The following is a 20538-nucleotide window of genomic DNA, read 5'->3' on the forward strand; positions in this document are numbered from 1 at the left end:
AAAGACTGCACGGAACGCAGTCTTTCGCCCACAACCGGACGGCCCGATTTCATTAAGATTTCACACGGGCGCCTTATATGAGGAAGAGGCCCATAGACACCGCTTTCCCTGGCGAGCGCCCCATAGGATACGTCCGTACAGAGCGGACACCTGGCGGGCTGCGCCCTGGTTTTCGGACAGTCTCAAGGGGGGGAACATAGCTTAGATGAGATAATCAATTGATTGAAAAAGATGACATATAAGTATTATATAAACAGGTGTTTCTTCCTATTATAAAAAGTCAATTTAAAAAATCGGGTCATGCTGCAGAATAATAAAAAGCATTATTATGTTAACTGACGCTTGGGCTTGCGCTATCCGCACAGACAGTCATAAGACTTGTAATTTATATCCTAAATAGTGCAAAAATTCTTTATAGAAAAAAATAGTATAAAAAATCCTAAGAGATAATAGCAGCGATTAAAAAGTTTCACTGGCTGTTTACACACCATACAGATCGGAGTCTGAACGGCAGCCGGTAAGGCTTATCGTAAAAAATGAATACAGGAGGATAAAAAATGGCAACCGGTTTCTTGTTAATAGCATTCATAGCCTTTATAGTTGTTGCACTTGGCTGTGCCGGAATAGCGATATATTTTTCAAGAAAGAAAAAATAAGGCGAGATAATTACTTTTAAATTCCAAATTATGTAAACAGTTGACAAAGGCCCAAATTTTGGGCCTTTCACTATCTGTCTTAGACAATTGCGATAAAAAATAATTATCGCCCATTCTCTTGCATTTCGCCAAAGTTTCTCTAAAACCCTTAAAAATCTCATACTCCAAATTATACAAGACCCTCCAAAAACCACCTCCCTATCCCCATTTTTTCAATCTCAAACATACCCCCCCAACCACCAGTCCGACACGGAAAAGAGCAGGTTATTCCCACCCGGTCTGCCTTCGTTCTCTGATTCAGCCGGAATTCCTTTTTCACAGCTCCTAAATTTACAGCTCATTTTTTGTAGATAATCACCCCTTGACAAATAAATTTAACTTTGCTATTATAAGTCCGTAATAAATTTAATAAAATTGTAACAATTGTAATAAAAACGCAATTGTTCAGGAGGACACAATGAAAGCGAAATGGACGAAAACCCTGGCCTGTGTGATGGTTTGTACATCCTGCTTTGTGGTTCCATCTATGGAAGCACTGGCATCCGGGGGAGCGGCTGGAATCCAGAGAGATCTGGTTTCGGTCAGCACATCAGATATTACGCCGAAAACTGTGGTACTACCGACTGCAACACCAGAAATCAATCCAACCGCATCGCCAGAGACAGATCACGGTGATAAAGTTATGGCCCAGGCAGGGGTGGCCGCCGATCTAGCGCAAAGCACACCGGCTCCCCAGGACGCTCAGGTTCCGGCAACGGCAGGAACGGGTGATCCGGCAGGCGGGACCGTGGCAGGAGCAGTGGATGCGCCGGCCGAAGGGCAGGCAGAAGAGGCATCCGAGTGGTCCGCCCGCCTGATGGCGAAAGTGGACGAGTCGCTGAATATCCGTGCAGAGGCCAGTGAAGAATCAGAGCTGGTCGGAAAGTTATTTAAGGGCGGAGCGGCAGACATCCTGGAGCGGGGAGATGAATGGACGAAGATCACGTCCGGGTCGGTGGAAGGCTATGTAAAGAATGATTATGTAGCATTTGACGATGAGGCGAAAGTCTTAGCGGAAGAAGAAGCAGTTACAACGGCGACGGTCAATACCGAAACTCTGAAAGTTCGTTCCGAGGCCAGCACGGAAGCATCCGTACTTGGACTTGCGGCAAATGGACAGCAGTATACAGTTACCGAGCAGAATGATGAGTGGGTAACCGTAGAATTCGGATCGGAGCAGACCGGTTATGTAGCAAAAGAATATGTTACCGTAGAAGTACAGCTCGGTGAAGCGAAATCCGTAGAAGAGATCGCAGAAGAGCAAAGGGCTGCGGAGGCAGAAAAGGCAAAACAGAACGGTAAAGATGTAACGCAGAAAGAAGCCGTATCCGCAAACGCAGATGAAGCGACCATACTGGCCGCCATCATCCAAATGGAAGCGGGGAATGAAAGTTACGAAGGCAAGCTCGGTGTGGCCAGCGTAGTTATGAACCGTGTACGAAGCGGCAGATATCCGGGATCCATCAGCGGAGTGGTATACCAGAGCGGACAGTTCCCTCCGGCACACAGCGACCGCATGCAGAGCATCATCGCCAACGGACCCAGCGGTTCCTGTATGGAAGCAGCACAGGCGGCCATCGGCGGAGCCGATAACGTAGGAGGAGCGACCCAGTTCCGTCCCGTAAGTTCCGGAGCAGATGGAACCGTGATCGGAAATCATGTTTTTTGGTAAACGCTTCGAAATATAAATTATAAAATTGGAAACCCTATATAAACCAACACTGGTTTATATAGGGTTATTTTTATTTCAGTGGAAAGTGCTCCTGCTGAAATAAAAAACACTCCGATATCTCCGGCCTCCCATTTATGGAAAGTCTTATTTAAAAATATTGTAATTCAAAACAAATTATAGTAAGATAAGGGGAAAGGAGCGATGGACATGGACGCAATTATTTGGCTGGCTTTATTTGTGGTACTATTGATCATTGAGATCATTACGCTGGGGCTTACTACGATATGGTTTGCAGGCGGTGCGCTGGTAGCTTTTATCGCAGCGGCGCTGGGAGCGAATCTGGGTATTCAGCTGGCCCTGTTTTTTATGGTATCACTATTTTTACTGTTTGTCACAAGGCCGATCGCGGTACGGTATTTTAACAAGGATCGGGAGAAAACGAATGTGGATAGTCTGATCGGCGAGAAAGGCGTTGTGCTGGAGACGATCGATAATATACACGGATTAGGGGCTGTCTCCCTGAAAGGGAAAGTATGGACGGCCAGAACTACGGATAACGCGGTTATGATCGAGAAAGATGAGATCGTAACGGTGAACGCTATTGAGGGAGTGAAGCTCATAGTAGAAAAAATAGAAAAGAAAACGGAGGAATCAACATGCCAGGAACAGGAGTAGGAATTTTAATTGTAGCCATTGTTATAATATTACTGATTGTTTTAGCATCCTGTGTAAAGATTGTGCCGCAGGCTCAGGCCAGGGTTCTGGAACGTCTGGGGGCTTATCAGGGTACCTGGGGCGTCGGTATTCACTTTAAAGTACCGTTTATTGACCGTATAGCCAAAAAGGTGACCTTAAAAGAACAGGTCGTGGATTTTGCGCCGCAGCCGGTTATCACGAAGGATAATGTTACCATGAGAATTGATACGGTCGTATTTTTCCAGATTACGGACCCGAAGCTTTTTGCTTATGGTGTGGAGAATCCGATCATGGCGATCGAGAATCTGACCGCTACGACGCTCCGTAATATCATTGGCGATCTGGAACTGGATCAGACTCTGACTTCCAGAGAGATCATTAACGCTAAGATGAGACAGTCTCTGGATGAGGCCACGGACCCGTGGGGCATTAAAGTAAACCGTGTGGAACTGAAGAACATCATTCCTCCGGATGCGATCCGTGATGCCATGGAGAAACAGATGAAGGCAGAGCGTGAACGCCGTGAGTCTATCCTCCGTGCGGAAGGTGAGAAGAAGTCTGCGATCCTGGTGGCGGAAGGCCAGAAGGAATCTGTAATTCTGCAGGCGGAGGCGGAGAAACAGTCCGCGATCCTGCGTGCGGAAGCGAAGAAGGAAGCGACCATCCGGGAAGCGGAAGGCCAGGCGACTGCGATCGAGAAGGTGCAGAAGGCCAATGCCGATGGTATCCGCTTTATCAAGGATGCCGGCGCGGACCAGGCGGTTCTCCAGATCAAGAGCCTGGAAGCATTCGCCAAGGCTGCAGATGGGAAAGCTACAAAGATTATCATTCCATCCGAGATTCAGGGAATTGCAGGGCTGGTAAAATCGATTACCGAGGTTGCCGGTGACAAAATACCGGAATAAAAACGAGAGCTAAAGGGGTGTTCCGAAATTTGCAGCCGCATATTTTGGGACGCCCCTGTTTTAGATTCCGAAGTAGTCTGTATATTTGCGCGTAAAGGAGGCGGCATTATGGTACCGGTGATAGATCTGACGAAAGAGTATGGGCTCGTACTGGAGGGCGGAGGCGCCAGAGGGGCCTACCAGATAGGGGCCTGGCGGGCTTTGGCCGAGACTGGAGTGAAGTTCAGCGCGGTGGCGGGCACCTCGGTGGGCGCGCTAAACGGGGCTCTGATCTGTATGGGGGATATCGATAAGGCGGAGCATCTGTGGAGGGAAGTGTCTTATTCCCAGGTTATGGATGTGGATGATGTCCTGATGTCGCAGATATTCATGGGGACCGCAGAGCCCATAGAGGCCATGAAGGAAATGATGCGTTTGCTGAAGGACGGCGGAGCGGATATCACGCCACTACGCAATCTGATCGAAGAAAATGTGGATGAGGAATATATAAGGAAAAGTCCTGTGGCGTTTTATCTGCTTACGTTTTCCATCTCCGAGTTAAAGGAGCTGGATCTGGGGATCGAGGATATTCCTCAGGGGATGCTGAACGACCTGCTGATCGCCAGCGCTTATCTGCCGGTGTTCAAAACGGAACGGCTCCATGGAAAGGTATACATGGATGGGGGCATGTTTAACAACGTACCGCTCCCGTCACTGATCAACCGGGATTATAAGGATATCATCATGATCCGGATCTTCGGGCCGGGCAGGGAGAAGAAGGTGAAGATCCCAGAGGATACAACGATCTACAGCATCGAACCCCGGGTTCATCTGGGAAATATTCTGGATTTTGACCACCGCAAGAGTGTTCGGAATATGAAAATCGGGTATTATGACGCGAAGCGGCTGATCTATGGACTGAAAGGAATGATTTACTATATTGATCAAACGCAGGAAGAGTGTTATTATTTAAAGCAATTGGTGGATTTGAGGCCGGAGACGCTGCGATTCGTATCGGAGGCTTATAAACTGGATAAGGACCCGGTACTGCTTCACAGGAACCTGTTTGAAGTGATCCTGCCGGTGATCGCATCGGAGTTAAAGCTTGAGAAATGCTGGACCTATGACGAGCTTTATCTCACGATGATGGAAGCGACAGCCAAGTTGTTCCGGGTTCAGAAATATAAGATTTATACCGATACGGAACTCCTGGAGCTGATCCGGAGCAGAGCCGGAAAATTAGACACGCTAGAAGAAATTCCGGTATTCGTCTATCTGATACTGAACATACCGGGGGAAGAATAGGAAGGAGAACATAATCATGGATTTAAAAGGAAGAAATTTTTTAACGCTGAAAGATTTTGCGCCGGAGGAGATACAATATATGATCGACCTGGCAGCTGATTTGAAAGCGAAGAAAAAACAGGGAGAGACAGGAGAAAGCCTGAAAGGTAAAAATATAGCGCTGCTGTTTGAAAAACCGTCAACCAGAACCAGATGCGCGTTTACGGTGGCCTGTGTGGATGAGGGAGCCCACCCGGAATATCTGGGAAAGGATGATATCCAGCTGGGACACAAGGAAAGTGTGGAAGATACGGCCCGGGTTCTGGGACGTATGTTTGACGGTATCGAATTCCGCGGATTTAAACACGAAACTGTGGAGAAACTTGCACAGTTCAGCGGCGTGCCGGTATGGAACGGACTGACCGACACTTATCATCCGACCCAGATCCTGGCCGACTGCCTGACCATGCAGGAGCATTTCGGCTATCTGAAGGGCTTGAACTTCGCATATCTCGGAGACGGGAGAAATAATATGGCCAACAGCCTGATGATCGGCTGCGGTAAACTGGGGATCAATTGTAAGATCGTGGCTCCGAAGAGCCTGTGGCCGTCGGATGATCTGGTACAGTTATGCCAGGACTATGCCAAAGCGGCGGGAAGCACAGTGGAAGTCACCGACCAGGTGGACGCCGTACAGGGGGCCGATGTGCTGTACACGGACGTATGGTGTTCCATGGGAGAAGAAGAGAAGGCGGCTGAGAGAGTCGGCCTGCTGAAACCCTATCAGATCAATAAAACCATGATGGAAAAGACCGGGAAAGAGACAACGATCTTCATGCACTGCCTGCCGGCAGTAAAAGGCAATGAAGTGACGGAAGAGGTATTCGAATCAGCTGCGTCTGTGGTATTTGATGAAGCGGAGAACCGGATGCATACCATAAAGGCAGTCATGGTGGCAACTCTGGGAGAGAGATAAAGCATGAGCGGCTCAACCAGAAGTGGTACAACCAGAAGCAGAGTGCTGGCGGCGCTGCGGGACACAGAGGGCTATTTATCCGGCCAGGAGCTATGTGAGCGTCTGCAGATCTCACGGACAGCCGTGTGGAAAGCAGTTCAGAAACTGACGGAAGACGGTTACCGGATCGAGGCGGTGCAGAATAAAGGCTACCGGCTGCTGTCCCTGCCGGAGACACTGTCGGCGGAGGAACTGGAAAGCCGCCTGAAAACCCGTTGGCTTGGCAAAAAAGTTTACGCTTATGATACCGTGGATTCTACCAACAACCGGGCAAAACAGCTGGCCATGGATGGGGCGGAGAACGGATCGGTGGTATTATCCGAGATCCAGACAGCTGGCAAGGGAAGACGCGGCAGAACCTGGTGTTCGCCTCCCGGCAGCGGGATCTGGATGTCTTTGATCCTGAAACCGGAATTCATGCCGGAATGCGCGCCCATGCTGACGCTGGTCATGGCTCACAGCGTGGCCATGGGGATCCGCGAGGCCACCGGCCTGGAAGCGGGCATCAAGTGGCCCAACGATGTGGTGGTGAACCGGAAAAAAGTCTGCGGCATCCTGACAGAGATGAGCGCGGAAGTGGACTACATTCATCATATCGTGATTGGCTGCGGCATCAATGTAAATATCGACGGATTCCCGGATGAGATCGCGCAGACGGCCACTTCGCTGCAGATCGAGGCAGACAGGACATTTTCCCGTGCCGCGGTGGCGGAACGTGTCCTGAACTGGTTTGAAAAGGATTATGAAATTTTTCAAAAGGATCTGGATCTGTCCGGCCTGAAGGACATTTACAATGAACTTCTGGTGGGGAAAGACGGCATGGTCCGTGTGATGGAACCCAAAGGAGAATACAGCGGCATATCCAGAGGCATCGATGAGCGCGGGGAGCTTCTTGTGGAAAAAGAGGACAAGACGCTTCAGAAGGTATATGCCGGAGAGGTGTCTGTTCGTGGAATCTATGGATATATTTAAAGCCCAGACGCTTAAATAGATAAATCGAGTACTTAATTAGAGCTGAGAAAAACGCCGTAACCGTTTGATGAAAGGTGGTAGCTGCGGACATATAAGGAGAATTTTCATGGAACAACAGGAAAATATGGTCCTGTGCGGCGCAAGTGCCTACGAGAGAAAATACTATCTCAATGAGGAATTCGAAGCGCTGCCGGACTCCATCAAAGACGAATTAAAAATCATGTGTGTCCTGTTTACGGAAGACGTGGGCGGGATTCTGACACTGCGTTTCACGGAGGAAGGGACCCTGGAATTTGTGGTGGACGCGGATGAAGGGGATCTGCTGTACGACGAGATCGGCAGCGCCCTTAAGATCAAAGACATACAGCGGACCAGGCAGGACCTTCTGGAATCGCTGGAACTGTTCTACAAAGTATTTTTTCTGGGACAGGGAATCGATATCGAAGAGGAGGAGTAAGATATATGCTGTTAGTAATCGATGTGGGAAATACAAATATCACCCTCGGTGTATTCGACGACGATGAGCTGATCGGTACTTTCCGGATGACGACCAAGCTGCCCAGGACATCCGACGAATACGGAATCTTTATCTGCAATCTGGTGGAACACCGGAACCTGAAAGTAACAGATATCACCGATATTATTATCGCGTCCGTAGTACCGGATATCATGTACTCCCTGACCAGCGCGATCATCAAATACTTCAAAGTAACCCCGATCGTAGTGGGCCCCGGGATCAAAACAGGAATCAAAATCGTAACCGAAAATCCAAAAGAAATCGGCGCTGACCGGATCGTGGATGCGGTGGCCGCCTATGAACTATACGGCGGGCCGGTTCTGGTTCTGGACTTCGGCACAGCCACCACCTACGACTTGATCACCGCAGAAGGAGCCTTCATCGCCGGCGTCACCGCCCCCGGAATCCGTATTTCCGCAAAAGCGCTGTGGGAAGACGCGGCCAAGCTCCCGGAGATCGAGATCAAGAAACCCGATTCCATCCTGGCCAAAGAAACCATCTCCAGTATGCAGGCCGGACTGGTATACGGCCACATCGGCCAGACCGAATACATCATCCGCCACATGATCGATGAGTCCGGCCTGACCAATGTAAAAGTGGTAGCCACCGGCGGCCTGGGCAAACTGATCGCCGACAGCACCGGATGCATCGACATATACGAACCAATGCTGACCCTGCAGGGATTGAGATTAATCTATGAAAAATGTAAAAACAGATAACCAAACCTACACACCAGACCAAACGGAAAAAGAACCCTATTCCGTCGACAAAAAGAAAAAACTGCTCATCGGAAATGTAGAGCTTGAGAACAATTTGATTTTAGCGCCAATGGCAGGGGTAACAGACCTGCCATTTCGATTGCTTTGCAAAGAACAGGGAGCCGGCCTTCTGTGTATGGAAATGGTCAGCGCCAAAGCCATCTTCTATAAAAATAAAAATACAGAAAACCTGCTCCGGATCCATCCCGACGAGCCCCCGGTATCCCTCCAGCTCTTCGGCTCCGACCCTGTCATCCTAAGCGAGATGGCCAAAAAAATCGAATCCCTGCCCTTCTCCATCCTGGACATCAACATGGGCTGTCCGGTACCCAAAGTAGTCAACAACGGCGAAGGATCCGCCCTGATGAAAAATCCCCTTCTCGTGGAGCAGATCCTGACCCGAACCGTAAAGGCCATCCAAAAACCGGTCACCGTAAAAATAAGAAAAGGCTTCGACGACGCCCACATAAACGCTGTGGAAATCGCCAAAATCGCGGAATCCTGTGGTGTCGCCGCTATCGCCGTCCACGGCCGTACCCGGGAACAATACTACTCCGGCAAAGCCGACTGGGACATCATCCGCCAGGTCAAAGAGGCCGTCAACATCCCCGTCATCGGCAACGGCGACATCACCACCCCTGAGAGCGCCCTAAAGATGCAGACCCAAACCAACTGCGACGCCCTCATGCTGGCCCGCGGAGTCCGCGGCAATCCCTGGCTCTTCCGCCAGATCCTTACCTACCTGGATACCGGAAAAACCATCCCCAAACCCACCCAGGAAGAAATCAAAACCATGATCCTGCGCCACGCCACCCTGGCCTGCCAATACAAAGGCGAAAACACCGCCATCCGCGAAATGCGCAAACACGTCGCCTGGTACACCGCAGGAATCCCTCACTCCGCCGACCTGCGCCGCCGCTCCAACGACATGGAAACTCTGGACGACCTAAAACATCTTCTGTCATACCTATGAATAAACATCAAAAGAATAAAGCTATAAATATCCAGCCTTAACATTCTATTAATTTAGAAAACTGCTATAAAATATGAAATATTATAAACCCTGCATCTATACATCCCACAAAGCCATAATTAAAGCAGGGATTGAAGCGGCGGTTGGGGCTGGTGCGGCCTGGTCTGCCGGGATGGAATTCCTGTGGTCCAAAAAGCATGGCCGAATAGCGGAGTGAGACTCAAGTGAGAATGGAGGCTCACACGCCGACATTCTCACTGCCCTCAGAGGCTCACGGAGCTGTCCATGAGGTTGCTTTTTGGACCACAGGAATTCCATCCCGGCAGACCAGGCCGCACCAGCCCCAACCGCCGCACCAATCCCGGCCCATATAATAAAACGCACGTTCTGCACATATAATCAGCAAAGGACAAATATACTAGCAGTAATAAAACGATCCGGGGCATGATAGAATGATGAACGGCTATGCTTACACGTATCTGATACCGGCCGGGCAGAAGAAAGAAATTCCGGTCCCTGCTTATCTGGAATGGCTTCCGGGAAAGCTCAGGACATATTTTCAGGAAAAGTACTTTTACAAAAAACTGCCGGTGCAAAAAGAACAGATGGAAGTACTGAAAGTGGAGGGGCAGAAGCTGACGCTCCCCTATACATACGAGAGATTGAAAAAATTCCCAAAGGAAGATATCACCAATATTTTAAACCGTATAATAATGCGGGAAGGCGTGCAAAATATCGTGGTGGAAAAGAAGCTGGAACCCTATCTGGACGATTCGCTGCTGATCGACGGCCGGCTGCTTCCCTACCTCATGATCCGGGAAGGGACAGCTTGGGTCTGTCACAGGCATCATATAGACCGGAGAGGATTCAAGCCTGTCGTGGTGGACTCCGGTGACTCGGATACGGAATACGTGTTGGCGCAGATTGGACAGGACCTGAATTTTCTGACGGTCCTAACCAGCCGGCCCGAATTCTTTGAGGAGTATGTAGAGCAGCTGTATGCCCAGACCGGTCTGATGGCAAGCGTACTTACAAAACCGCTGTATGGTCAGATCCAGGGAAATGTGGTACTGGATTTAAACAAGGAAGCGGACCGGGATTACCGGTATTATCCGGAGAACGCGGTTGTGCTGGACCTGACCGGTATGGAGAAAAAGCGGCGGGATATCATGGCAAAACGGCGGGATATCACTTTTTATAACCGTTTTGATATAGCGGACGGGGATAAGATCATCGACAACCGCCTGCTTCAGGCGGCTCTTTGCGGGGAGTGCACCTGGATCAGCAAATGTGAGCTGGATAGCATGCGCCTGGAGATAGAAGAGTTCCATCTGAAGATACGAAGGTTAAGTGTACAAACATTGGCTTGACAAGGGTTGGTCTATAGGCTATAATATCATGATTGTTAAAGTAAATTAAAATAGTTATGGATTAAGTCCAGAGTAACTATTTACCGCCGGCCTTTCTTTCGGAAGGGGCGCCGCCCAGCTTATACAGAGCAGATGCGGGAATAAAATTCATCAAGTTAGATAGATACAGGAGGGTGTAGATTACATGGAAGAAAAGAAGAACCTACTAACTTATGCAGGTCTTAAGAGCCTGGAAGAAGAGCTTCAGGACCTGAAGGTAGTTAAACGCAAACAAGTAGCACAGAAAATCAAGGAGGCCAGAGAGCAGGGGGATTTGTCTGAGAACGCGGAATACGACGCAGCCAAAGACGAACAGAGGGATATCGAGGCCAGAATTGAAGAGATCGAGAAAATTCTCAAGAACGCGGAAGTGGTCGTGGAAGATGAAGTGGATCTGGATAAGATCAACGTAGGATGTAAGGTAAAGGTCTACGATGTGGAGTACGAGGAAGAGATGGAGTTCAAGATCGTAGGTTCCACAGAGGCCAACAGCCTGGAGGGTAAGATCTCCAATGAATCCCCGGTAGGAAAAGCACTGCTGGGCGCTAAGGTTGGCGAAACGGTATCCGTGGAAGCCCAGGCCGGCTGTATCCAATATAAAATATTAGAAATCCAGAGATCCAACTAAGGAGTGAAAAATTTTGGCTGAACAAAAGAATGTACAGGAACAGGACATCAATCAGCTGCGGAAGATCCGCCGGGAAAAGCTGGAAGAATTACAGGCGAACGGAAAAGACCCATTTCAGATCATGAAATATGATGCCACACATCATACCCTGGAAGTGAAGGAAAACTATGATACGCTGGAAGGAACGCAGGTATCCGTAGCGGGCCGTATTATGTCCAAACGTGTGATGGGAAAAGCGTCTTTCTGCAATATTCAGGATCTTAAGGGTAATATTCAGTCTTATGTAGCCAGAGACAGCATAGGGGAAGAGGCCTATAAAGATTTTAAGAAATTTGATATCGGAGATATTGTGGGTATTAAAGGCGAGGTCTTTACCACTAAGACCGGAGAGATCTCCATCCATGCGGCACAAGTGACCCTTCTGTCCAAAAGCCTGCAGATTCTGCCTGAAAAGTTCCACGGGTTAAAGGACACGGACATCCGTTACCGCCAAAGATATGTGGATCTGATCATGAACCAGGAGGTCAAGGATACCTTTATCAAACGGTCGAAGATCATCAGTACGATCCGCAGGTTCCTGGACGCCCAGGGCTTTATGGAAGTGGAGACACCCATGCTGGTATCCAATGCCGGCGGCGCGGCGGCCAGACCTTTTGAAACGCATTTTAATGCGCTGAATGAGGACTTAAAGCTTCGGATTTCCCTGGAACTGTATCTAAAGAGGTTGATTGTCGGCGGACTGGAGAGAGTCTACGAGATCGGAAGGGTATTCCGAAATGAGGGACTGGACACCAGGCATAACCCGGAATTTACCCTGATGGAGCTATATCAGGCGTATACGGATTATAATGGAATGATGGACCTGACTGAGAACCTGTACCGGTATGTGGCCCAAGAAGTGCTGGGTTCCACGAAGATCGTTTATAACGGGGTCGAGATGGATCTGGGTAAGCCTTTTGAACGGATCACCATGGTCGATGCTGTCAAGAAATATGCGGGTATTGATTTTGACGAGATTCAGACCGAGGAAGAGGCGAAAGCGCTGGCGAAAGAGAGAGGGATTGCTTTCGAGGCCCGCCATAAGAAGGGCGATATCTTAAGCATGTTCTTTGAGGAATATGTGGAGGAGCATCTGATTCAGCCTACCTTTGTGATGGATCATCCGGTGGAGATCTCACCGCTTACCAAGAGAAAACCCGGGAATCCGGATTATGTGGAGCGGTTCGAGTTCTTTATGAACGGGTGGGAGATGGCGAATGCTTATTCCGAGTTAAACGACCCGATCGATCAGAGAGAACGGTTCCGGGCACAGGAGGAATTACTGGCTCAGGGTGATGAAGAAGCCAACCATACGGATGAGGATTTCCTGAACGCATTGGAGATCGGTATGCCGCCTACGGGTGGGATTGGGTATGGTATTGACCGGATGTGTATGCTGATGACGGATTCTTCGGCGATCCGGGATGTATTGCTGTTCCCGACGATGAAGAGTATCGGCGGTTCCGATGCGCCTAAGAAGGCGGAAAAGGCAGCTCCGGAAGAAGCGGTATATGCTTCGGAGGCAACTGTAAAAGCTTCGGAAGTATTTGAAAAAGCTCCGGGAGCGATCGACTTTTCTAAGGTTAAGATTGAACCGCTTTTTGAAGAGCAGGTGGATTTTGAGACTTTCAGCAAGTCGGATTTCCGTGCGGTGAAGATCAAAGACTGCGCTGCGGTTCCGAAAAGCAAGAAGCTGCTACAGTTTGTGCTGGATGATGGGTCCGGTACGGATCGTACGATTTTAAGCGGAATTCATGATTATTATGAGCCGGAAGAACTGATCGGTAAGACAACGATCGCGATCGTGAATCTGCCGCCGAGAAAAATGATGGGGATTGATTCCTGTGGGATGCTGATTTCCGCAGTTCATGAGGAAGATGGCCATGAAGGACTGAATCTGCTGATGGTGGATGATTGTATTCCGGCTGGAGCGAAGTTGTATTAAAGTTTGGTTTTGAAAGTTTATTTAAAGGAATAGGTGGAGACGAGCCGGTTGGTGATTAAATTGCCAGGTGGCTCGTTTTTTTTGTTAACGGAGAATGGCAGGAAGGATAGCTATTACATTTATTACCTGTATTATAAAGTAGTGCAAGCTGTTTACGGGGAGTTCATGTTATATTGACAATAGCAAACCGTAGGAGGTAAAAAGCTTTACTGGAGCATTCAAGATATGGTGTGTGCAGACGAATGGAGGACTTTATCGTTTCAATTATGTATTTGGAGATGTGGAGATTAAGAAAGCGGAGAAGGCACAGGGCCTACTGAAGTGTACATAGAATGTTACGCTTTTTAAATTTTTCTGTTAGCCAAAAATGATAAAATATTGATTTTGGCTGGTAGAATCGATATGAAGCTTATAGAACGTAGACGGTAGAAGGATAACTACATGGTGACGTTTGAATATAGAGCGAACAGATATGGTGAAAGATTCCTGGGGAGGCTTCAGAAGGAATCTGCTGCCCATCGTGATTCTATTTGCAAACAGAATTGATTGTTAAATATCCCCGTGGTATAATGTTAAATATATTTTTCAATCCTGTAGTGTCGGTGTTTCCCCTATTATTTTTATGATTAAGGGGTATAGAGTAGTATGTCAATGTTGTATCTATTGAAGTGCTTCGCAGAATGTGTAAGATTCTTAATTTTGGGCTTGGGGATATTCCTGAGTTTGTATAAAATATGATGGATGAAAATAAAGTATCCTGTATAATGATCAGTATATAATTATTAAATTTGAAACGAATTTAAGGTGGGACAATGATTAAATACTTCTGTAAAAAGTGTAACCTTGATGCCGGTAAAAGTGAATGTCCCGTCTGTGGAGAAAGAACTGAAGTTAAAAGCAAGATTTACTGGTGTGAAAATTGCCAAATTCCGACCTATGACGAAGAATGTCCAATCTGTCATTCGCCTGGCAAATATTTGACTTCGGATGTTAGGCCTGTCTTTCCGGAAGAAAGATTATTATTAGAAATTCTAATTGATAAACCGCTGGCTTTCTTAAAAGATTCTGTCTGGAATGGTGTTGGTAATAGATATTACGTAAACGGGAAGAAGCTTTCATTTTCCATTTCTAAGGTTAAAGAATTAAACCCGGATGATATTAGAGAACAGCTTGAAAACTATAGAGATCAAAATAGTTATGAATATTTTGACATATTCATAAAACGCTGGATTCTTGCGAACGCAGATCACTATAATTTTATATCGTCTGAGGCAAAGCAGTTTATCCAGGCGCATTCCAAGCGTTTTCTTAAAGGGAATACGAATGCAGCCTTTGTTTCTTTTTCGGGGGGGAAGGATTCAACAGTGGTAAGCGACTTGGTGCGAAAGGCATTAGGGTCGCCGTCCATCATACATATATTTGGAAATACGACACTAGAATTCCCTCAGACATACAAATATTTGCAGCGATTTCGGGAGGCTAATAGAAAAACACCAGTTCTTCTCACAGAGAACAAAGAACAGGACTTTTTTCATTTATGCGAGACATTTGGACCGCCGAGCCGTACATTGCGCTGGTGCTGCACAATATTCAAAACGGGTTTTATTGGAGACAAAATCAAGAAAACGTTTGGGGATCTCAATACGATACTAACGTTCTATGGTATTCGCAGAAGTGAATCGTCAAGCAGAAACAACTATGAGAGATCCTCTGTTGGCAAGAAAATCAGTAAACAGCTGGTTGTGTCCCCAATCATTGACTGGCTCGATTATGATATTTGGCTGTACATAGTAACGACAAATATTGATTTTAACGACGCTTACCGTTTGGGCTACACCAGAGTAGGATGCTGGTGTTGTCCGAATAACAGTCAATGGTCGCAGTTCCTTGCCGGCATATATATGCCCGATCAATCTAAGCGGTTCCATGAAATACTTTTGAACTTTGCCACGAAAATGGGAAAAGAGGACCCAGAAGATTATGTGAATAGTGGCGGCTGGAAAGCGCGGCAAGGCGGCGCGGGCATTGAATTGAGTAAGAATGTTGCAATAGATTTCAAACCATGCGCCACCGATGCGAAAAGCTTTCATTATATTTTAAATAAACCGATTACAAAAGAGCTGTATGAATTCTTCAAACCATTTGGGGAATTGAATTTTGACATGGGAAAGTCCCGTTTAGGCGAAGTGTACGTATTAGACGCAAAAACGAAACAGCCGCTTATGAAGCTACAGGGCAGACTGGGGACGAATGAACTGCGAATTTCTATTCTTAGTACCCCGATTGCGGCAAGGACGAAAACCGTTGAAATTGAGTTGAAATTTAAATGCCAGATTACCAAATTTCAGCTTTGCGCCGGATGTCATGCCTGTGAAAATGTATGCAGATATGGAGCGATTCGGCTTGTCAAATGTGGTGAATCAGATACGGATTACCGCTATGAAGTTGATGCGGATAAATGTGTTCATTGCTTTAAGTGCATTAATCATTACACGGGCGGCTGCTATATGAGAAAGGTACTATTGCCCAGAGGAAAGGGATATTCTGAAAATGAAAGATAAATTGAAAAAGGTAACACTGAAAGGGAATGCGTCTTTTAATTTTCGCGAGGGGTGGCTCCGGAAGGGAATGCGATGTATTGCGCAGGATCCCATGTTGTTCACCAGAGATAACGTGATGGAACAATTAGGCGTAGGCAGCAAAATGGTTTCCTCTATTCGATTTTGGCTGAAAGCTTGTGGGCTGTGTGAAGAAAAATATATAAACAACAGTCGGGCGAGAGAACTTTATTTAACTGAGAATTTTGGAGAAATTGTTTTTCAATATGATCCATATTTCGATGATATTTTTACTTTATTTATTCTACATTACCACATTGTATCCAATCAGGCGCTTTGTATTGTTTGGAATATATTTTTTAATGAGTTTTCGGGCATCGATTTTACTAAAGAAGATTTAGTTTCTATGTGTTCAAATTTACTTCAAAAAAAAATGGAGGAAGGTGCAACATTTTCTGAAGAGTCTTTGAAGTCTGATTGCGACTATATTTTAAAAATGTATCTTTCGCCGACGAAAATCGATGACCCTGAAGAAAACTTACACTGCCCGTTAACGGTACTTGGATTGATAGACAAAAGTCCCAGTGATAATAAAGCATATATTAAAACTTCTCCGGTTACAGATCTACTTGATAAATTAGCTGTTTTATATGTTATTTCCATGAATATCCCAGAAGGGAGAAATTCGGTTAGCATCCGTGATTTGGAGAATGCACCGAATAATATCGGACATGTATTTAATCTAAACAGGGTTAAAATTAACGAGTATTTAGATGAACTCAGGGTTGCGGGATATGTGACGATTAATAGGACCGCAGGACTCGATATGGTCTACCTGAATAATAAATACAAACCATCAGATATACTGATTGAATACTATAAAAAGGCCCAGATGAGGTAAGATATGAAGTACAGTGATTTTATAGAGATAAATGAGAAGTTTCAAACCTCGATTAATCTTGAATATGATCTCAATAAAATAGAGAAGGTAAGAAGTTATATTCCCACGGAGCAATCTGTGAAAATATTAGGGACATTTTTGAGATCCTTTTACTTTAATAAGGAGACGCAAAACCGCGCCAGCGTTTTAATCGGTCCTTATGGTCGGGGGAAGTCCCATTTGCTCCTGGTGTTGGCGGCTCTGACGTCGATGGATTTATTTCTGTTTGAAACGTATACCAAAGAAGAGGCTAAACATGTTCAGCTTGAGCTTTGTGACAAAATTGCCGGTATCGACGCTGAGGTTGGGGTTCTGGCTAAAGCAGTAGTGGAAAACGGAGTTCGAACTTTACCGATAATTATTAATAGCAACTCTACCGATATTAATCAGGCTTTTTTAGCTGCCATTAAAGAGGCGTTGGAAAGAGCGGATTTAGATTATCTGTTGCCGAAAACATATTTTGACTCCGCAGTTGAAATCCTTGATAAATGGAAAACATCATATCCAGATGTTATTCGTCAATTAACGAAGGAGCTTAAGAAATACAAACAGAGCTTTGAGTCTCTCTATATTGGTTTAAAACAATTTGATCAAAAAGCTTATTTAAAATTTTGTGAAATATATCCGGCTGTTGCTGTTGGAACAACATTTAACCCGCTTACGAATATGGATGTTGTCAAGCTGTATATGGCTGTTGTAGAAGCGCTTTGTGAACAAACGGTGTATACCGGTATTAATATTATTTTTGATGAATTTAGTAAATTTCTTGAAGCAAATCTTGATGCCAGTAAGATGCTAAACTTTAAAATTATTCAAGACATGGCTGAGGTAGCGACTCGAAGCGGACATCACCAAATCCACTTTACTTGTATCACTCATAAGGATATTTTAGATTATTCTTCCAGCGATAGTTTTAAAACGGTAGAAGGGAGATTCAATAAAATCCAGTATGTTAGTTCATCAGAACAAAGTTATGAATTAATCGCGAATGCTATACCCAAAAAAGCAGCATTTGATAAGCTGGTAGAAGATTATCCATTGCAGTTTATAAAAGCTGCTAAAGCGGCAGCAGTTGTAAATGTTTTTAGTGAGATTCCAACTGAATCTTATGAAAAGAACGTTGTTAAGGGATGCTTTCCACTTGCGCCACTGAGTACATTTTCGTTGTTTCACATCAGCGGACTTGTGGGCCAAAATGAACGTACACTTTTTACGTTTTTAGCAAAAGATGATGAATATTCTTTACCGAAATTCCTTGTAACAGAAAGAGCGGGAATAGAATTTGTAACGATAGACCTTATCTATGACTACTTCCAAGAACTGTTTAAAAAGGAAATCTTTAATCAGGCGGTACATAGTGTATGGGCAAAAACGGATTCAGCATTGCGTCAAGTAACGAATCTTAATCAGAGGAAAATCTTAAAAGCAATCGCTGTGATTACTATGATCCAGGATGAACGGCTGAAGCCTATCCCTTCGCATATAAAGGTAGCATTAATGATGGAGGATGAAGACTTCAGCGAATCTGTTTATGAATTACTTAAAAGGCATATATTGTCTCAAAGGGATTCGGCGGAATATGTACTTTTAACTGCAAACGGCGTCGATGTTCAAAAAAATGTTGAGAATTTTGTGAACTCAAAAGTATCCAGGATTAATAAGAGTGATATATTAGAGTCTGATTTCTCTCTAGGTTACATAATGCCCAGAGAGTATAATGACCGATTCGGGATGATCCGCTACTTCAAGAGAATATATCTTGAAGCCAGGACGTTGCTTAGCTATAAAACTGGTGAGCAGCTGTTAAAGGATTTCCCATATGACGGGGTCGTAGCTTACATTTTGGCTGTAGATGAGCAGGAACGAGATTCTGTGTTGGATCATATTTCGAGTTTTACGACAACACCGGAAGTTGTGATTTGTGTTACAGAATATCAGTATGATGTGGAAAATCTACTCAAAAAAATAGTTGCAATAAAACAACTTAAAAAAACGGATTTAGCGAATGATCCTCATAATTTTGAAGAAATACAGATATATGAGGATGATATCTGCAAACAAGTAAATAGCGCCATTGACATGATGTTTTCTCCAAGCTCTCTATACAGTCAATATTTTAATAGTCAAGGTCAGCTTGACGTTTTCAGACAAGTTGATCTAAATAAGGAAATTACAAAAATTTGCATGTTCCGCTATTCGAAGACACCGGTTATCAATAACGAGATGGTAAATAAATCCGTCTTGCATTCTCAAAATATAACAGGGCGGAATATTGCGGTTGACTGGGTATTACAACATGCAGAGGATACAACGATACCTTGTATTGTAGAAGGAAAGTCGGAGGTCAGCATTTTTAAAGCTATGTATAGTTTTACGGGTCTGGCGGAATCAGAGCATGTTCAGGATAACGGAATTAATGAAGTTATGGAGATTATCAAAGATTTTGTCAATAGTTGTGAGGAAGAGGCGCGCACATTTGAACCGTTATATGAGATCCTGAGAAAACCACCTTACGGAATGCGAAAAGGTGTAATCCCATTATTTATCGTATATGTACTTCGCAAGGTTAAGGATAATGTGGTATTATATTTTAAGGAAAAAGAAATAGAACTTACAGCTTCGGCTCTTAGCGCATTGAATGATGCTCCTTCTGATTATTCTCTTTTGCTTGAGCAAGGAACAAGAGAGCGTGAAGAGTTCCTGTATTACCTTCAAGAACTTTTTGCGCCTTATGAGGACCGTTCCTATACAGGAACGAATCGTATTTTTTCCGTGGTAAAGAGTATGCAAACATGGATGCGTTCTTTACCGGAATATACGAAAAAGTATACGATCTATTACAACAACGGTGTTTCAACCTGCGTAGACCCCAGCACGAAAGTAGTACGGAATGATTTATTAAAATTTGAACTGAACTGTAGGGAAGTCCTGTTTGATAGTTGGAAAACAAAACTAAGTGCGTCTGGGAGTCTGCCTGAATGTGCATCTGAGATTAAAAGGATAAAAGATCTGCTGGATAACCATTTAATAGAATTTAAAAAGAGTATGATCAACTATCTTATTACATTATTTGTGCCCGGATACACAGGTAGTTTATCGAAAGCGATCAGAATTTGGATTGATAAACTTCCGGAATCTACGAAACATCATATATTCGATACAGATGCAAATGCCCTGCTGGACTTGGCTGAAAATTGGACTTCGTATGATGACCAAAGGCTTTTAGATGAATTGGGAATGATGCTTGTATCTCTGGCTATTGAAGACTGGACAGATCAGTTGGCAGAGCAATTCCAGGTGTCAATTGAACGTGTGCTAGATACCATAAACAATTATGTGGATACTCAAACAGATAAGGAGGATTGCATATTGTCAATCTATCTTCCAGGAATGAAGGTAGAAAGGACATTTTCCGAATCGGGAATTTCATTATTAGGCAATACTGCGCTGAATAATCTTAAGGCAGTTTTTGATGAGTATAACGGCGCGATATCACCGAATGAGCAATTAGCCATTATCGCAAAACTTATTAGCGAAATCATCCAGTGAGGAG

The 20538-nt window shown here is 45.4% G+C and carries 15 protein-coding genes; all 15 read left to right on the forward strand.

Features of this window, described 5'->3' with window-relative positions:
- Nucleotides 1–1113 precede the first annotated feature (1113 nt).
- Entirely contained in the window at nt 1114–2367 is a 1254-nt protein-coding gene (locus KTH90_RS22960) for a cell wall hydrolase (RefSeq protein WP_158350899.1), read from the forward strand.
- Between the two features lie 207 nt (nt 2368–2574).
- Nucleotides 2575–3042 (forward strand): NfeD family protein, encoded by a 468-nt coding sequence (locus tag KTH90_RS22965; protein ID WP_158350901.1) that lies wholly within the window; start codon nt 2575–2577, stop codon nt 3040–3042.
- Entirely contained in the window at nt 3024–3968 is a 945-nt protein-coding gene (locus KTH90_RS22970; protein ID WP_158350903.1) for an SPFH domain-containing protein, read from the forward strand. The genes KTH90_RS22965 and KTH90_RS22970 overlap by 19 nt, the downstream gene beginning before the upstream one ends.
- Before the next feature lie 108 nt (nt 3969–4076).
- Entirely contained in the window at nt 4077–5252 is a 1176-nt protein-coding gene (locus KTH90_RS22975) for a patatin-like phospholipase family protein (RefSeq protein ID WP_158350905.1), read from the forward strand.
- A gap of 16 nt (nt 5253–5268) precedes the next feature.
- Nucleotides 5269–6207: an ornithine carbamoyltransferase gene (gene argF / locus KTH90_RS22980; protein WP_158350908.1), complete on the forward strand. Its 939-nt coding sequence runs from the start codon at nt 5269–5271 to the stop codon at nt 6205–6207.
- Nucleotides 6208–6210: 3 nt separating this feature from the next.
- Nucleotides 6211–7218 carry a biotin--[acetyl-CoA-carboxylase] ligase gene (locus KTH90_RS22985; RefSeq protein WP_158350910.1) on the forward strand — a complete coding sequence of 336 codons (1008 nt, stop codon included), beginning with the start codon at nt 6211–6213 and terminating at the stop codon, nt 7216–7218.
- Nucleotides 7219–7324: 106 nt separating this feature from the next.
- Entirely contained in the window at nt 7325–7675 is a 351-nt protein-coding gene (locus tag KTH90_RS22990) for a DUF6145 family protein (protein ID WP_158350911.1), read from the forward strand.
- Between the two features lie 5 nt (nt 7676–7680).
- On the forward strand, nt 7681–8454 hold the full coding sequence (locus KTH90_RS22995; protein WP_158350913.1) for a type III pantothenate kinase: 774 nt from the start codon (nt 7681–7683) through the stop codon (nt 8452–8454).
- A 61-nt stretch (nt 8455–8515) separates the two neighbouring features.
- Entirely contained in the window at nt 8516–9466 is a 951-nt protein-coding gene (gene dusB / locus KTH90_RS23000; RefSeq protein ID WP_275061486.1) for a tRNA dihydrouridine synthase DusB, read from the forward strand.
- Between the two features lie 452 nt (nt 9467–9918).
- The gene (locus KTH90_RS23005; RefSeq protein WP_158350917.1) at nt 9919–10836 is read left to right on the forward strand and encodes a hypothetical protein; all 918 of its coding nucleotides are present in this window, start codon (nt 9919–9921) and stop codon (nt 10834–10836) included.
- A gap of 184 nt (nt 10837–11020) precedes the next feature.
- Nucleotides 11021–11503 carry a transcription elongation factor GreA gene (gene greA, locus KTH90_RS23010; RefSeq protein WP_158350919.1) on the forward strand — a complete coding sequence of 161 codons (483 nt, stop codon included), beginning with the start codon at nt 11021–11023 and terminating at the stop codon, nt 11501–11503.
- Nucleotides 11504–11516: 13 nt separating this feature from the next.
- Complete coding sequence (gene lysS / locus KTH90_RS23015) at nt 11517–13487, forward strand: lysine--tRNA ligase (protein WP_238727527.1); 1971 nt, start codon at nt 11517–11519, stop codon at nt 13485–13487.
- Nucleotides 13488–14299: 812 nt separating this feature from the next.
- The gene (locus KTH90_RS23020) at nt 14300–16048 is read left to right on the forward strand and encodes a phosphoadenosine phosphosulfate reductase domain-containing protein (RefSeq protein WP_158350923.1); all 1749 of its coding nucleotides are present in this window, start codon (nt 14300–14302) and stop codon (nt 16046–16048) included.
- A complete protein-coding gene (locus KTH90_RS23025; RefSeq protein WP_158350925.1) occupies nt 16038–16946 on the forward strand; it encodes a DUF4007 family protein in 909 nt (302 codons plus the stop codon). Before KTH90_RS23020 ends, KTH90_RS23025 begins: the two co-directional genes overlap by 11 nt.
- 3 nt (nt 16947–16949) lie before the next feature.
- The gene (locus tag KTH90_RS23030; protein WP_158350927.1) at nt 16950–20534 is read left to right on the forward strand and encodes a hypothetical protein; all 3585 of its coding nucleotides are present in this window, start codon (nt 16950–16952) and stop codon (nt 20532–20534) included.
- The last annotated feature ends 4 nt before the right edge of the window (nt 20535–20538 follow it).

Source organism: Diplocloster modestus, from assembly GCF_019042245.1.
Taxonomy (GTDB): Bacteria; Bacillota; Clostridia; order Lachnospirales; family Lachnospiraceae; genus Diplocloster; species Diplocloster modestus.

Bases quoted from the DNA above. Each gene is read 5' to 3' on its own strand.
- KTH90_RS23030 (WP_158350927.1), top strand. From the start codon at position 16,950: ATGAAGTACAGTGATTTTATAGAGATAAATGAGAAGTTTCAAACCTCG.
- argF (WP_158350908.1), top strand. From the start codon at position 5,269: ATGGATTTAAAAGGAAGAAATTTTTTAACGCTGAAAGATTTTGCGCCG.
- KTH90_RS22990 (WP_158350911.1), top strand. From the start codon at position 7,325: ATGGAACAACAGGAAAATATGGTCCTGTGCGGCGCAAGTGCCTACGAG.
- KTH90_RS22965 (WP_158350901.1), top strand. From the start codon at position 2,575: ATGGACGCAATTATTTGGCTGGCTTTATTTGTGGTACTATTGATCATT.
- KTH90_RS22995 (WP_158350913.1), top strand. From the start codon at position 7,681: ATGCTGTTAGTAATCGATGTGGGAAATACAAATATCACCCTCGGTGTA.
- KTH90_RS22960 (WP_158350899.1), top strand. From the start codon at position 1,114: ATGAAAGCGAAATGGACGAAAACCCTGGCCTGTGTGATGGTTTGTACA.
- KTH90_RS22970 (WP_158350903.1), top strand. From the start codon at position 3,024: ATGCCAGGAACAGGAGTAGGAATTTTAATTGTAGCCATTGTTATAATA.
- KTH90_RS22975 (WP_158350905.1), top strand. From the start codon at position 4,077: ATGGTACCGGTGATAGATCTGACGAAAGAGTATGGGCTCGTACTGGAG.
- KTH90_RS23005 (WP_158350917.1), top strand. From the start codon at position 9,919: ATGATGAACGGCTATGCTTACACGTATCTGATACCGGCCGGGCAGAAG.
- KTH90_RS22985 (WP_158350910.1), top strand. From the start codon at position 6,211: ATGAGCGGCTCAACCAGAAGTGGTACAACCAGAAGCAGAGTGCTGGCG.
- KTH90_RS23025 (WP_158350925.1), top strand. From the start codon at position 16,038: ATGAAAGATAAATTGAAAAAGGTAACACTGAAAGGGAATGCGTCTTTT.
- greA (WP_158350919.1), top strand. From the start codon at position 11,021: ATGGAAGAAAAGAAGAACCTACTAACTTATGCAGGTCTTAAGAGCCTG.
- KTH90_RS23020 (WP_158350923.1), top strand. From the start codon at position 14,300: ATGATTAAATACTTCTGTAAAAAGTGTAACCTTGATGCCGGTAAAAGT.